12 protein-coding genes are annotated in these 14184 nt (G+C 63.2%); 1 reads left to right on the forward strand and 11 read right to left on the reverse strand.

What is annotated here, in order from left to right:
* Positions 1–866 precede the first annotated feature (866 nt).
* From ACX3OW_RS01895 to ACX3OW_RS01925, 7 genes are all read right to left on the reverse strand, one after another.
* Complete coding sequence (locus ACX3OW_RS01895) at positions 867–3011, reverse strand: sodium-translocating pyrophosphatase (RefSeq protein ID WP_459094043.1); 2145 nt, start codon at positions 3009–3011, stop codon at positions 867–869.
* Between the two features lie 300 nt (positions 3012–3311).
* Entirely contained in the window at positions 3312–3644 is a 333-nt protein-coding gene (locus ACX3OW_RS01900; protein ID WP_459094044.1) for a DUF167 family protein, read from the reverse strand.
* A 5-nt stretch (positions 3645–3649) separates the two neighbouring features.
* Complete coding sequence (locus ACX3OW_RS01905; RefSeq protein ID WP_459094045.1) at positions 3650–3940, reverse strand: YggT family protein; 291 nt, start codon at positions 3938–3940, stop codon at positions 3650–3652.
* Positions 3941–4247: 307 nt separating this feature from the next.
* Positions 4248–4856, reverse strand: coding sequence for a DedA family protein (locus tag ACX3OW_RS01910; RefSeq protein ID WP_459094046.1), 609 nt, complete (start codon positions 4854–4856; stop codon positions 4248–4250).
* A gap of 126 nt (positions 4857–4982) precedes the next feature.
* Positions 4983–6794 (reverse strand): translational GTPase TypA, encoded by a 1812-nt coding sequence (gene typA / locus ACX3OW_RS01915; RefSeq protein WP_459094047.1) that lies wholly within the window; start codon positions 6792–6794, stop codon positions 4983–4985.
* Between the two features lie 359 nt (positions 6795–7153).
* On the reverse strand, positions 7154–9259 hold the full coding sequence (locus ACX3OW_RS01920) for a putative bifunctional diguanylate cyclase/phosphodiesterase (protein ID WP_459094048.1): 2106 nt from the start codon (positions 9257–9259) through the stop codon (positions 7154–7156).
* 150 nt (positions 9260–9409) lie between these two features.
* The gene (locus ACX3OW_RS01925) at positions 9410–10633 is read right to left on the reverse strand and encodes an argininosuccinate synthase (RefSeq protein WP_459094049.1); all 1224 of its coding nucleotides are present in this window, start codon (positions 10631–10633) and stop codon (positions 9410–9412) included.
* 115 nt (positions 10634–10748) lie between these two features.
* Between ACX3OW_RS01925 and ACX3OW_RS01930 the strand changes: the two genes are divergently transcribed.
* A complete protein-coding gene (locus ACX3OW_RS01930) occupies positions 10749–11396 on the forward strand; it encodes a LysE family translocator (RefSeq protein ID WP_459094050.1) in 648 nt (215 codons plus the stop codon).
* Here ACX3OW_RS01930 and ACX3OW_RS01935 read toward each other — a convergent pair whose 3' ends face one another.
* From ACX3OW_RS01935 to ACX3OW_RS01950, 4 genes are all read right to left on the reverse strand, one after another.
* Positions 11397–11774, reverse strand: coding sequence for a VOC family protein (locus ACX3OW_RS01935; protein ID WP_459094051.1), 378 nt, complete (start codon positions 11772–11774; stop codon positions 11397–11399).
* 54 nt (positions 11775–11828) lie between these two features.
* Positions 11829–12248: a GNAT family N-acetyltransferase gene (locus ACX3OW_RS01940; RefSeq protein WP_459094052.1), complete on the reverse strand. Its 420-nt coding sequence runs from the start codon at positions 12246–12248 to the stop codon at positions 11829–11831.
* 2 nt (positions 12249–12250) lie between these two features.
* On the reverse strand, positions 12251–13456 hold the full coding sequence (gene rlmN, locus ACX3OW_RS01945) for a 23S rRNA (adenine(2503)-C(2))-methyltransferase RlmN (protein WP_459094053.1): 1206 nt from the start codon (positions 13454–13456) through the stop codon (positions 12251–12253).
* Between the two features lie 180 nt (positions 13457–13636).
* The gene (locus ACX3OW_RS01950; RefSeq protein WP_459094054.1) at positions 13637–14140 is read right to left on the reverse strand and encodes an invasion associated locus B family protein; all 504 of its coding nucleotides are present in this window, start codon (positions 14138–14140) and stop codon (positions 13637–13639) included.
* Between the last annotated feature and the right edge of the window lie 44 nt (positions 14141–14184).

Below are 14184 nucleotides of genomic sequence, written 5' to 3' on the forward strand. Positions count from 1 at the left end.
GCCCCGAGGCGGCTATCGCCTCTGGTAAGGTATAAATAGTGAGACGAAACCGCCTCGGGGCGTCGGGTTTTTCTCGGAAGGCAGACCGCAAGCCCCAGCATGAAACCGTAGCCTCATGCCCGAATGCCCCATCCGCACAGCCCAGGGCGGAGCGCGACCTCCACCCTCCCGACCGTCGCCCCGGACACCGGTCGCTGCAGCGCCGCCCGTATCCCGGAGAGATGGGGGGAGTATGCAGGAGGTTTTGGGGGCGGGGATAAGATGGATAAGTGGGTGTTCCGGGCGCCCCACAAACCCGATGTCATCCCGGCCTTGTATGTTGGCCTCAGCTCCAGCGTCCCCTCCCCCTTGCGGGGAGGGCCAGGGAGGGGGTCGCGGCGGCTCCTGCGTAAATACCCGCCGACCCCCACCCTCGATCCCTCCCCTCAAGGGGGAGGGAAGGTCGACTGACGGCGCGGTGCAGGAAGATGGATCACCGGGACAAGCCCGGTGATGACGGTGGGGAGGGCGACAATCTATCCACCGCCGTCATTGCCCGGCTCGTCCGGGCAATCCATGGCTCGGCGCTGGTGGTTCAGCATCTGCATGGCACCCCTCACCCGGCCCTTCGGGCCGACCTCTCCCCTGAGGGGCGAGGTGATTTGGGGGCTCGCCGACAACTGGGACTTACAACAAGCCTGGCTGCTCATCATCCGCCCGTCACCCTCAGGCTTGACCCGAGGGGGTTGCGCTCAACTTACCACCGGCAGTGTGGAGCCCTCGGGTCAAGCCCGAGGGTGACGCGTGGTGGGTGGGGAACCCCAATGGCAAAAAGAGGCCCGGGAGTTTCCCCCGGGCCCCTTCAGTTCAGTCCAGACGAAGTCTGGTTAGCCCCAATGGGCCAGCACGGCGAGCAGCAGGAGCGCCACGATGTTGGTGATCTTGATCATCGGGTTGACGGCCGGGCCGGCCGTGTCCTTGTAGGGGTCGCCGACGGTGTCGCCGGTGACCGAGGCCTTGTGGGCGTCAGAGCCCTTGTGGTGGGTGACGCCGGCTGAGTCGGTGAAGCCATCTTCAAAGCTCTTCTTGGCGTTGTCCCAGGCGCCGCCACCGGCGGTCATCGAGATGGCGACGAAGAGGCCGGTGACGATGACGCCCATCAGCATGGCGCCTAGGGCCGAGAAGCCGGCGGCGGGGCCCGCGATCCAGTAGATCACGAAGAACACCACGATTGGCGACAGCACGGGGAGCAGGCTGGGCAGGATCATTTCCTTGATCGCCGCCTGGGTCAGCATGTCGACGGCCCGGGCATAATCGGGCTTGGAGGTGCCGGCCATGATGCCCGGATCGGCCTTGAACTGGCGGCGGACTTCCACCACCACCGATTGCGCGGCGCGACCCACCGCCGTCATGCTCATGCCACTGAACAGGAAGGGCAGCAGCCCGCCGAACAGCAGGCCCACCACCACATAGGGGTCGGCCAGCGAGAAGGTCAGCGTGCCCATGCCCTGGAAGATGGCCGGGGCATCGGGTAGATTGGCGAAGTAGATCAGATCCTGGGTATAGGCGGCGAACAGCACCAGGGCGCCGAGGCCGGCAGAACCGATGGCATAGCCCTTGGTGACGGCCTTGGTGGTGTTGCCCACCGCGTCGAGCGCGTCGGTATTGTGGCGCACCGAGGCGTCGAGCCCGGCCATTTCGGCGATGCCGCCGGCGTTATCGGTGACCGGACCAAAGGCGTCGAGCGCCACCACGATGCCGGCCAGCGCCAGCATGGTGGCGACGGCGAAGGCGATGCCGAACAGGCCGGCGAGGTTATAGGTGACGATGATGCCGGCGATGATCACCAGCGCCGGCAGGGCGGTGGATTCCAGCGACACGGCGAGGCCCTGGATGACGTTGGTGCCATGGCCGGTGACCGAGGCTTCGGCGATGGAATTGACCGGACGGCGATTGGTGCCGGTGTAATATTCGGTGATGACGATGATCAGGCCGGTGATGATCAACCCGGCCACGCCGCACCAGAACAGGCTCCACGGGGTGAACGACTTGTCGGTGGCTTCGATCACCACATTGAGGTCGCCAAAGACGAACCACAACACCGGCAGCAAGGCGATCAGCGACAGCACGCCAGTGGCGATGATGCCCTTGTAGAGCGCGCCCATGATGTTGTTGTCGGCGCCCAGCTTGACGAAATAGGTGCCGATAATCGAGGTGACGACGCAGGCGCCGCCAATCGCCAGCGGCAGCACCATGCCCATCAGCTTGAACGCATCGGGCAGGATGATGGCGGCCAGCACCATGGTGGCGACGATGGTCACCACATAGGTTTCGAACAGATCGGCGGCCATGCCGGCGCAGTCGCCGACATTGTCGCCGACGTTATCGGCAATGGTGGCCGGGTTGCGCGGATCGTCTTCGGGAATGCCGGCCTCGACCTTGCCCACCATATCGCCGCCGACGTCGGCGCCCTTGGTGAAAATGCCGCCGCCGAGACGGGCGAAGATGGAAATCAGCGAGGCGCCAAAGCCCAGCGCCACCAGCGAGTCGATGACCACGCGGTCATTGAAGGCGAAGCCGAGGAACTGCGTCAGCACGATGAAATAGAGGGCGACGCCCAGCAGACCCAGACCCGCCACCAGCATGCCGGTGACCGCGCCTGACTTGAACGCCAGATCAAGCCCCTTGCCGAGCGAGCCAATGGCTGCCTGGGCGACGCGGACGTTGGCGCGCACCGACACATTCATGCCGATAAAGCCCGCCGCGCCCGACAGCACGGCGCCGATCAGGAAACCGATGGCGGCATAGATGCCGAGCAGGAACCAGGCGGCGATCAGAATGACCACGCCGACAATGGCGATGGTGGTGTATTGGCGCTTGAGATAGGCCGAGGCCCCTTCGCGCACCGCTGCCGAGATTTCCTGCATGCGAGCGCTGCCACTATCGGCGGCCAGCAATTGCTGGGTGGTGACCACCCCATAAATAATGGACAGAGCGCCACACGCGACGATCAGCCAGAGTGCCAAAGTCATAGAACAGTCCCTCTAGAGTTCCTCCGGGGACTCAAACGCAAGACTGGGCAGGTCCTCCAACCCACCGCAGGCCGCCCTCCATGAGCCCCTTCCAACACCGAGATTAGCCGGATTGATTGGTTAAGCAATGGAAATTGCGCTGTTTTGTCGCGGGTGGGTCGGGGCTGGTGGGGGCGATGCGACCGGGGCCTGTTGCCCCACCCCCTCCTAGCCTCCCCCATCAAGGGGGAGGTACAGTTCAGTGGTTGGGACGAGATGGTGCCCATGAGTGGAGTGATACCTCCCCCTTGATGGGGGAGGCTAGGAGGGGGTGGTGGGCTGGCTCAGTTTTTCGAGCTGGATCGCCAGCGCCGGCCCGTCCCCCACCACGGCCAGCGTCTTCAGCCGGGCGGTGTCGCCGCTGGTGACGGTGACCGAGGATTTGGATACGCCCAGGGCTTTGGCGAGTAATACCGAAACCGCCGCATTGGCTTTGCCCTTGTCGGGCACGGCCTTGACGCGGACGCGCAGCACCGCAGTGCCGTCATCGCGGCGTTCGACGCCTTCGATGCTGTCGCGTCCCGCATTGGGGGTGACGCGAATGAAAAGGCTCAGCCCTGTGGGGCTGAGCCGGTAGCATTTGGGTGTGTCCAACGAGCTCAGAACACGTTGGGATAGATGTAATAAATGATCACCCGTTCGATGAAGAACAGGATGATGAACAGCACGATCGGCGACAGATCGAGGCCGGAGAAATTCGGCAGCATTTTGCGGATCGGGCGCAGCACCGGCTCGGTGAGCTGATTGATGACGCGCCAGACGCTGGCGACGAACTGGTTGCGCGTATTGATCACGTTGAACGAGATCAGCCAGCTCATGATGATCATGGCGAGGATAACCCACCAGTAGAGCTGGAGGATCAGAAGGATGATATCGAGCACGGCGCGCATGGGCGTCTCCGATTGCGCGCTGACGACAACGCGACTGAAAAGGGTCAGGAATATCTAGTGGCTGGCGCGCCTTGCGGCAAGAGCAGGCGCAAAAGCATGAGGCCCCGTTCCGGTCGCACGGAACGAGGCCCAATGACTGACATCCGGTACGCAATACAAAACTTCCGGACACCACCTGCATTGCAGGAAGCGTGCCAAGTCGATGCGGCCCGGAAACCGGGCCTCAGAGTTTAAGCGATGATGAATATTCGCGTTTTGCCGGTGAAGCTGCGAGGCAGAATGCGACAGGTCTCGCAATTTGCGACGCCTATTCGGTCGCCCGGCTCGGCTTCCAGGTGATGACGCGGAACAGGTAGATGACGACGATCAGCCCGAGCACGATATAGCTCAGCGGATCGAGGATCACTTCCACCAGCTCGTAATGCTCATGCAGCACATAACCGGCGAGGGTGAGGACAGTGTTCCACAGCAGCGCCCCGGCGGTCGAAGCGAGCAGGAACACCGGCAGCGACATGCGGGCGAGGCCGGCCGGAATGGAAATCAGCGTGCGGATGATCGGCATCAGCCGGCCGAACAGCACGATGATCGGCCCGAAGCGGCGGAACACGCCGATGGCGGTGTCGATCTCTTCGGCATTAAGGGTCAGCAGCCGGCCAAAGCGGTCGGCGAGCCAGCGTACCCGCTCGAGCCCGAACAGCCGCCCGGCAAAATACCAGGGCAGCATGCCGACCACGGCGCCGAAAGTGGCGGTGGCGAGGACGCCGAAGAAGTCGAGTTGGCCATTGGCGGCGGCAAAGCCGGCAAAGGGAATGATCAGTTCGGACGGAATCGGGGGAAACAGGCTTTCGGCCAGCATGACCATGAAAATGCCGAGATAGCCCCACTCGGAAATGGTCTGGATGATCCAGTCGGTCATGGGGGTGTCTCCTCTTTTGCCCTATCGTCACCACCGGGCCTGTCCCGGTGGTCCATGCAGGCCCAGAAATGGATTGCCCGGACAAGCCGGGCAATGACGTTGTATCGAAATAGCTGCGAAGCCGGCTCAGCCGACCTTGGAGCGCATGGCGCGCTTGCGGTCATTGGGGTCGAGCCAGATCTTGCGCAGGCGGATCGACTTGGGGGTCACCTCGACATATTCGTCATCGGCGATATAGCCCAGCGACTGCTCCAGCGTCAGCTTCTTCGGCGTGGTCAGGCGCACCGCCTCGTCCTTGGAGGTGGTGCGGATATTGGTGAGCTGCTTGCCCTTGAGCGCGTTGACCTCGAGGTCGTTCTCGCGGGAGTGCTCGCCGATGATCATGCCTTCATAAATCTCGACGCCAGCGTCGATCATGATCGGGCCGCGATCTTCCAGATTCCACAGCGCGAAAGCCACCGACTGGCCGGTGCCGTTGGAAATCAGCACACCGGTGCGGCGGCCGGGCAGATCGCCCTTGAACGGCACGAAGGAGTGGAACAGGCGGTTGAAGATGGCGGTGCCGCGCGTGTCGCTGAGCAGTTCGGCCTGGTAGCCGATCAGCGAGCGGGTGGGGACCAGCAGGCTAATGCGGGTACGGCCGAGGCCGGACGGACGCATATCGGTCAATTCACCCTTGCGCTCGGTCAGCTTCTGCACGACGGCGCCGGTATGCTCATCATCAACGTCGACGATGACCTCTTCGATCGGCTCCATCTGGACGCCGTCGATTTCCTTGAACAGCACCTTGGGGCGACCAATGGTCAGCTCGAAGCCTTCGCGGCGCATGTTTTCGATCAGCACGGCCAGCTGCAATTCGCCACGGCCGGCGACGTCGAAGCTGTCATTGTCTTCGCCGGGGGTGACGCGGATGGCCACGTTGCCTTCGGCTTCGCGCATCAGCCGCTCACGGATGACGCGGGACTGCACCTTGTCGCCTTCGCGGCCGGCCAGCGGGCCGTCATTGATGCGGAAGGTGACCGACAGGGTCGGGGGATCGATCGGCTTGGCATCGAGCGGGCGGGTGATCTGCGGCACCGCGATGGTATCGGCCACCGTGGTGATTTCGAGACCGGCAATGGCGACGATATCGCCGGCTTCGCCGTGATCGATGGGGGTACGCTCGAGGCCACGGAAGGCCAGCACCTTGGAGACGCGGCCCTTTTCAACGATCTTGCCATCGTGATGGATGGAGTGGATCGCATCGCCCGGCTTGACCGAACCCGAATAGATACGGCCGGTCAGGATACGGCCGAGGAACGGATTGCGCTCGATCGTGGTGACGAGCATCTGGAACGGGCCTTCCTCGACCTTGGGCTCGGGCACATGCTCCATCACCTTGTCGAGCAGCGGCCCCAGGCTCTCGCGCGGGCCGTCCGGCTCATTCATCATCCAGCCCTGCTTGGCGGCGCCATAGAGCACCGGGAAGTCGAGCTGCTCGGGAGTCGCGTCCAGCGCGATGAACAGGTCGAACACTTCTTCGAGCACTTCCATGTGGCGCTCGTCGGACTTGTCGATCTTGTTGATGGCCACGATCGGACGCAGGCCGCGCGCCAGGGCCTTGCCCAGCACGAACTTGGTCTGAGGCATCGGGCCTTCGGCCGCGTCGACCAGCAGCACCACGCCGTCCACCATGGACAGGATGCGCTCGACTTCGCCGCCGAAGTCGGCGTGGCCGGGGGTGTCGACGATGTTGATCCGGTTGTCCTTCCACAGCAGGGAAGTCACTTTGGCCAGAATGGTGATGCCGCGTTCGCGCTCGATATCGTTGCTATCCATAGCGCGTTCGTCGACGCGCTCGTTTTCGCGGAACGAACCGGACTGCTTGAGCAGGACGTCGATCAGCGTGGTCTTGCCGTGGTCGACGTGGGCGATGATGGCGATATTGCGCAAGGACATAGGGGCAGTGCCTCGAAGTGGCATGATCCCAAAAAAAGACCCCGGAAGTCGTTCGGAGCGCACCTTGGCTGAAATCATGCGGAAAACATGAACACCAGCCGCAAAAGGGCAGGCTGGCGCATTCGTGCCGGCTCTTACAGCAAGAAGCGCGGATCGACAAGCGCTGGGGACGCAGAGGGGGCCTGCATCGGCCATCTGTGGTCGTAGTTTTTCAGATTTCTTTGCCCCCCCACGGCGTCACCCCGGCCTTGAGCCGGGGCCCATCTCGAGATCACGCTGCGAGCCCATCTCAGGATGGGTCCCGGCTCAAGGCCGGGATGACATCGAGGGTGTGGGAGCCTTGGTGGCAGAGAATGCCCTCAAGAGGCCTTCTTGCGGGCGGTCTGGGCTTTGGCGGCTTCGGAATGCAGCAGATTGGCCAGGGCCGCCGGGGGCAGCGGCGGCGAGAACAGGAAGCCCTGCACCTCCGAGGCGCCCTGGGCCCGCACCATTTCGAGCTGCTCTTCGGTTTCGACGCCCTCGGCGGTGGTCGACATGCCCAGCGATTTACCCAAGCCGATCACCGCCTGGATGATGGCCTGACTGTCGCCGCGGCTGGTCAGGTCGCGCATGAAGGAGCGGTCGATCTTGATTTTATCGAAGGGAAAGCTGCGCAGATAGCTGAGCGAGGAATAGCCGGTGCCGAAATCATCCATCGAGATGCGCACGCCCATGGCGCGCAGCTCATGCAGCACCCGCAGATTGGTGTCGTTTTCGGCCAGCAGCAGGGATTCGGTGATTTCCAGCTCCAGCCGGGTGGCCGGAATGCGCGCCTCGGCCAGCGCCGAGCGCACCACCCCCAGCAGGTCGCGGCTCTTGAACTGGATCGGCGACAGATTGACCGCAACGCGGATCTCGCCCGGCCAGGTCGCGGCGGTCTTGCAGGCCTCGCGCAGCACCCATTCGCCGATGGCAACGATCAGCCCGGTTTCCTCGGCGATGGGGATGAATTCGGTGGGCGAAATGGTGCGCCCCTCATGGTCCCAGCGCAGCAGCGCCTCGACGCAGGTCACCCGGTTTTCCGCCAGCCCCAGCAGCGGCTGGAACATCAGGCGCAGTTCTTCGCGCTGCAGGGCCAGGCGCAAGCCGGCCTCGATGGAGCGGCGCTGCTGCAGATCGGCATCCATGCCGGTTTCAAAGAAGTGATAGGTCGAACGGCCTTCGCTCTTGGCGCGATACAGCGCCAGATCGGCATTCTTGACCAGCGTGTCGGTCTTGACCCCGTCGCCCGGGCCGATGGCAATGCCGACGCTGGCGCCGATTTCGATCTGCTGGCCGTTGATCAGCATCGGCGTGCCGATGGCCTTGATGATGCGGTCGGCCACCTTGGCGGCATCGGCGGCACTGTCGATGGGGCGCATCAGCAGGGCAAATTCGTCGCCGCCCAGCCGCGCCAGCACGTCCGTTTCCCGCGTCGTGCCCCAGAGCCGCGCCGAGGCCTGTTTGATCACCTCATCGCCCACCGCATGGCCCAGCGTGTCATTGACCGCCTTAAAGTGATCGAGATCGATATAGAGCACCGCCGCCATCTCGCCGCGACTGAGCCCGGCCTCGGTCTTGGCCATCTGTTCGAGAAATTCGATGCGATTGGGCAGGTCGGTCAGCGCATCATGGCGCGCCAGATGGCGAATGCGCGCCTCGTTCTGGCGCTGCTCGGTAATGTCTTCATGGGTCGACACCCAGCCGCCATCCTTCATCGGATGGTGCTGCATCATGATGGTGCGATTGTTCAGCTCGTGGATATTCTTGCCATATTCGCGGCGGGCAATGACGTCGCGGCGCCAGGCGATATATTCATCGCGCGTGCCGCCGGCGCTCATGCCGACATCGAACAGATGGCTGAGAATGTCTTCGAGCTGGGTGCCGGCCTTCAGCAGGTTGGGCGGCAGATTATAGATGCGCGCATAGGGCTCGTTGCAGATCACCAGCCGCCCCTTGGCGTCCATCATGCACAGGCCCTGGCTGATATTGTTGACCGCCGCGTCGAGCCTGATGTTCTGCCGTTCCAGCTCGAGCTTGCGCTTCTGCATCACTTCGCTGCGGGCGATTTCGTCGGTGATGTCCTCGTGGGTCACCACCCAGCCCAGAGCTTCGGAATAGATATGGGCGGATTCGATGGTCCGCCCGCCATGCACCACTTCTTCGTTCTTGATGCGGGCGCCGCCGCGATTGGACAGCAGCTGGCTGCTATATTCCTCGTAGAATTCCGCCACATCGGCGCCGCCGTGATTGCCCAGCGAGATGGACAATTGCACGATCTCTTCGAGACTCATGCCGCGATAGATGGCGTCGGAGGAAAAGCCGTAAATGTCGCGATAGTGCTTGTTCCACATCAACAGGCGGAACTGCGGCGACCAGACGCAAAAGCCATAGGGAATGTTCTCGAGCGCAGCGTCGAGCAGCAAAGCCTCGGCCTTTTCGCCCAAGCTGCCAGCGTCTCCTGCTCGCACCCGCACATTCTCCCCTCGTCATTGTGCTTACGCACGACGTCGAAGCGAACGCTAGATTGTTCTCGTTAATGAGCAATTAAGGTCGGTGACGAAGCCGGGGCGACAGACGCCCCGGCCCAGATCAGATCAGCCGCGCGCCTTGTTGTTGCGGGCCGCCCAGGTCTTGAGACGCAGGCCATTGAGGCGGATGAAGCCCTCGGCGTCCTTGTGGTCATAGGCCACGGCGCCTTCTTCGAAGGTCACCAGATCTTCCGAATAGAGCGAATAGGGCGAGGTGCGGGCCACGACATTAGCGCTGCCCTTGTAGAGCTTGACCGAAACCTCGCCGGCGACGAATTCCTGGCTCTTGTCGATCAGCGCCTGCAGCATCTCGCGCTCGGGCGAATACCAGAAGCCATTATAGACCAGCTCGGCATATTTCGGCATCAGCTCATCCTTGAGATGGGCCGCGCCGCGATCCAGCGTGATCGATTCAATGCCACGATGCGCCTGCAGCAGGATGGTGCCGCCGGGGGTTTCGTAAACGCCGCGCGACTTCATGCCGACGAAGCGGTTTTCCACCAGGTCGAGACGACCGACGCCATGCTTGCCGCCCAGCTCGTTGAGCTTGGTCAGCAGTTCGGCCGGCGACAGGCGCTCGCCATTGATCGAAACCGCATCGCCCTTTTCAAAGCCGATGACGATGGTCTCGGGGGTATCGGGCGCCGATTCCGGGCTGACGGTGCGCTGATAGACATATTCCGGCGCTTCGACGCCCGGATCTTCCAGCACTTTGCCCTCGGAAGAGGTGTGCAGCAGATTGGCGTCGACCGAGAACGGGGCTTCGCCGCGCTTGTCCTTGGCGATCGGAATCTGGTTCTTTTCGGCATATTCGATCAGGCTGGTGCGCGACTGCAAATCCCATTCGCGCCACGGTGCGATCACCTTAATGGAAGGATCGAGCGCATTGGCGGTCAATTCGAACCGCACCTGATCATTGCCCTTGCCGGTGGCGCCATGGGAAATGGCGTCAGCGCCGACTTCCTGCGCGATTTCCACCAGCCGCTTGGCGATCAGCGGGCGAGCGATGGAGGTGCCGAGCAGATAGAGGCCCTCATAGAGGGCGTTGGCGCGGAACATCGGGAACACGAAATCGCGCACGAATTCCTCGCGCAGATCCTCGATGCGGATATCCTTGATGCCGAACATCTCGGCCTTTTTGCGCGCCGGTTCCAGCTCTTCGCCCTGACCGAGATCGGCGGTGAAGGTCACCACTTCGCAGTCATAGGTTTCCTGCAGCCATTTCAGGATGATCGAGGTATCGAGGCCGCCCGAATAGGCCAGCACGACTTTCTTGATGTCTTTTGCCATGATGTCACACATTGAGTGGTGGAGGGCGCGGTCACGCCCGGAATTCGGCCGCACCCTATTCATGCAACCTTGCCCATGCAATGTTCGCCCGCACAATTTTGCTCAGAGTTAGCATATGTCCGGCTTCATTCCCGATCTCTCCGTCATGCTGGCCTTTGCCTTGGCCACCATCGTGCTCGCCATTACCCCTGGCCCGGACATGGCGCTGCAGATGTCGCGCGCCATCAATTATGGCCGCAGCCATGGCCTGGCGACGGCGGCCGGGGCGATGACCGGGATACTGGTGCATACCTGCCTGGTGGCATTGGGCATCTCAGTGCTGATCGTGGCGGCGCCGACGGCGTTTCTGGTGCTCAAGATTGCCGGCGCGCTGTATCTGCTGTGGCTGGCCTGGCAGGCGATCACCCAGGGCGGCGGGCTGCGGCTGGCGCAGAAGGCGGTCAAGACCCCGACCGTGGCGCAGAGCTATCTGACCGGGGTCGGCATCAACCTGCTCAATCCCAAGGTCGTGCTGTTTTTCATGACGTTTTTGCCGCAATTCGTTGATCGCCACGATCCGGCGGCGGGGCAGAAGCTGTTCTTTCTTGGCGCCGAGTTCATCGTGGTGTCGATCCCGCTGGCGGTGCTGACGGTGTTCGCCGCCGAATGGCTGGCCGGCACGCTGGTGCGCAGCGTCTGGGTGCAGCGGGCGCTGAACTGGAGTTTTGCCGCGGTGTTCACCGCTTTTGCCGCGACCATCCTGCTGGCCGAAGGCCGCAAATAGTCAGGCCGGCCGGCGCTGGCTCATCAGGGCCAGGACCCGCCCCTCATTGTCGGTAAAAAACGCCATCCATTCTTCCAGGCCATCGGGGTGGCGGTGGATGAGGTGGGGCTTGCCCTGAAATTCGACGCCGCGCGCCGTCAGCTCGGCAAAACGCGCGTCGATATCGTCGACCCGGAAATAGATCACATTGGCCTGGGCCGGGCCGGCTTCGGCACTCAGCATCAGCCGCACGCCGCCGCAATCGAAAAAGGCCAGCGGGCCGTAGGTGTAGAGGTGGGGCACACCGAGCACATCACGCCACCACGCCTCGGCGGCGGCAATGTCAGCGACGCTGCGGCTGAGCTGGCCGATGCTGCCAAAATCCCTGGACTGGGTCATCGCAACCTCCGCTTGTGAGCAGGCGGCGATATTAGCACGCGGCAAGGGCCGGCGTCAGAGTTTGAACTCGTAATAGGCCATCGTCTCCGCCGCGCCATCAAAGCGGCGGTAGAGGCCGTTGGCCGCGACATTATCCAGCTCGGTGCCGAGCCAGGCCTCATCGCAGCCCAGCTCACGCCCCCAGACAAACAGCTCTGCCAGCATCGCCGCGGCGATGCCCTGCCGCAGATGGCTGGAGGCGGTGCCGACCTCGTCGACATAAAGTTCGGTGACCTTGTCGGGATGGTGATGCACCACCCCGGCGCATTGGCCGACCACCAGCTCGTCCTCCAGCGCCAGCACCATCAGGTGGCCGGGCTGGGCGAGATAGGCCTCGAGGCGGCCAGGATGGATGGGCTCATCGAAGACATCAACGCCGATATTGCCGAACAGGGCAGTATCGGCTTGGGTGATGCGCTTGATGGCGATGCCCATTTTTACCCCGCCAGCGCCTCGCGGTCCTTCTTGCTCAGGCGTTCGCTTTCGCTCTTGAGCTGACCGCAGGCGGCAAAGATGTCGCGGCCACGCGGGGTGCGGACCGGGCTGGCATAGCCGGCCTTGTTGACGATATCGGCGAAGCGTTCGATGCGGCTCGACGGCGAGGTGCCGTAATTGGCGCCCGGCCACGGATTGAACGGGATCAGGTTGATCTTGGCCGGAATATTGGCCAGCAGCCGCACCAGTTCACGGGCATCGGCGTCGCTGTCATTGATGCCGTCGAGCATCACATATTCAAAGGTGATGCGGCGGGAATTGGAGAGGCCGGGATAATTGCGGCAGGCTTCCAGCAGCTCTTCGAGCGGCCACTTCTTGTTGATTGGCACCAGCACGTCGCGCAGGTCATTATTCGTCGCATGCAGCGAAATCGCCAGCATGACGTCGATTTCGCGACCGGTCGGCTCGATGAACGGCACCACGCCCGAGGTCGAGAGCGTAATGCGGCGCTTGGAGAGGCTCATGCCGTCGCCGGCCGAGGCGATCAGCAGCGCCTGCTTGACGTTGTCGTAATTATACAGCGGCTCGCCCATGCCCATCATCACGATATTGGTGATGGCGCGGGTGCCCTCGCTGGGCACGAGGCCCCCATCATCCGGACGCGAGCCACCTGGGAAATCGCCCAGCCGCTCGCGCGCCATCAGGATCTGGCCGAGGATTTCGCCAGCCGTGAGGTTGCGCACCAGCTTTTGCGTGCCGGTGTGGCAGAACGAACAGGTCAGGGTGCAGCCGACTTGCGACGAGACGCACAGCGTCCCGCGATCCTGCTCGGGGATGTAAACGGTTTCGACTTCCACCGGCGGGTAATTGGGATTGGCCGGGTCGCGGAAGCGGAACAGCCATTTGCGCGTGCCATCGGTGGACACCTGCTCGGTGACGATCTCCGGGCGGTCGAGAATGAAAGTGTCAGCCAGCTTCTGCCGCACCGGCTTGGCGACATTGGTCATGCGCTCAAAATCGGTGGTGCCGTTGACATAGAGCCAATTCCACAACTGGCTGGCCCGCATGCGGGCTTCCTTGTCGACGGCAATGCCCGCCTCGGTCAGCGCCTCGGCAAGCTGCGGCTTGGAAAGGCCGATCAGCGACGGCCGGCTGGCCGCAGCGGGGCGGATAGCGGTCGAATGGTCAAGGTTCAGCGCGATGCTCATGGCGTGGCTACACAGGGGTCTGACAATGCGGGATTGGCGCGGGCAATAGCACAATGGCGCGGATTGCGCAAAGTCATGGACGTGGGAGGGAGGGATGCGGGGAGCGCGGACCGCAATACCGGATCGCCAAAAAGTGCAGAGCCCTCGGGTCAGGCCCGAGGGTGACGCGCGGTGGGTGGCTCAGCAGCCCGAATTGATGGCTTGCTGGGCGGCGGTGGCGCCGGAGAGGGAATAGGTCTGGGTGATCTTGATGCCGGCGGCGCTGGTGCCTTCGACGACCATGCTGGAGCCGGCGCGGATGGCGCTGGCCAGATTGCCGGCCTGCCCGGCATCGTCGAGCCAGGCGGCATCGTTCTGGGTGAACAGGTTGAACACATTGCTGCCCACCGCCACGGTCGCCTTGCTGTCGGGCTGGAACGGGAAGCCGGCGACGAGGTTGAACTCGTTGGCGACGTTCTCGGCCGGGCGATTGGTGATGTAGATATAGGCCTGGGTATAGCCATCGGGCGACGGCGTCACCGCTTCCGGCTTGGTCATGGCAAAGCACACCGCGCCGGCCGCATCATTGGCGGCGTAGCTGGTCCAGGCGCGATGCTCGCCGAGCAGCCGCACCTGCTGGGCGCTGGCGCTGGTGGACAGGAGCAGGCTGGCAACAAGGGCGAGCCCCACAGCGGATTTGATCATCAGGGCCTCGTAACAACGACAGAAGGCGAAGGGCTGAGATCAGC

It is taken from the genome of Devosia sp. A449 (genome assembly GCF_054489375.1).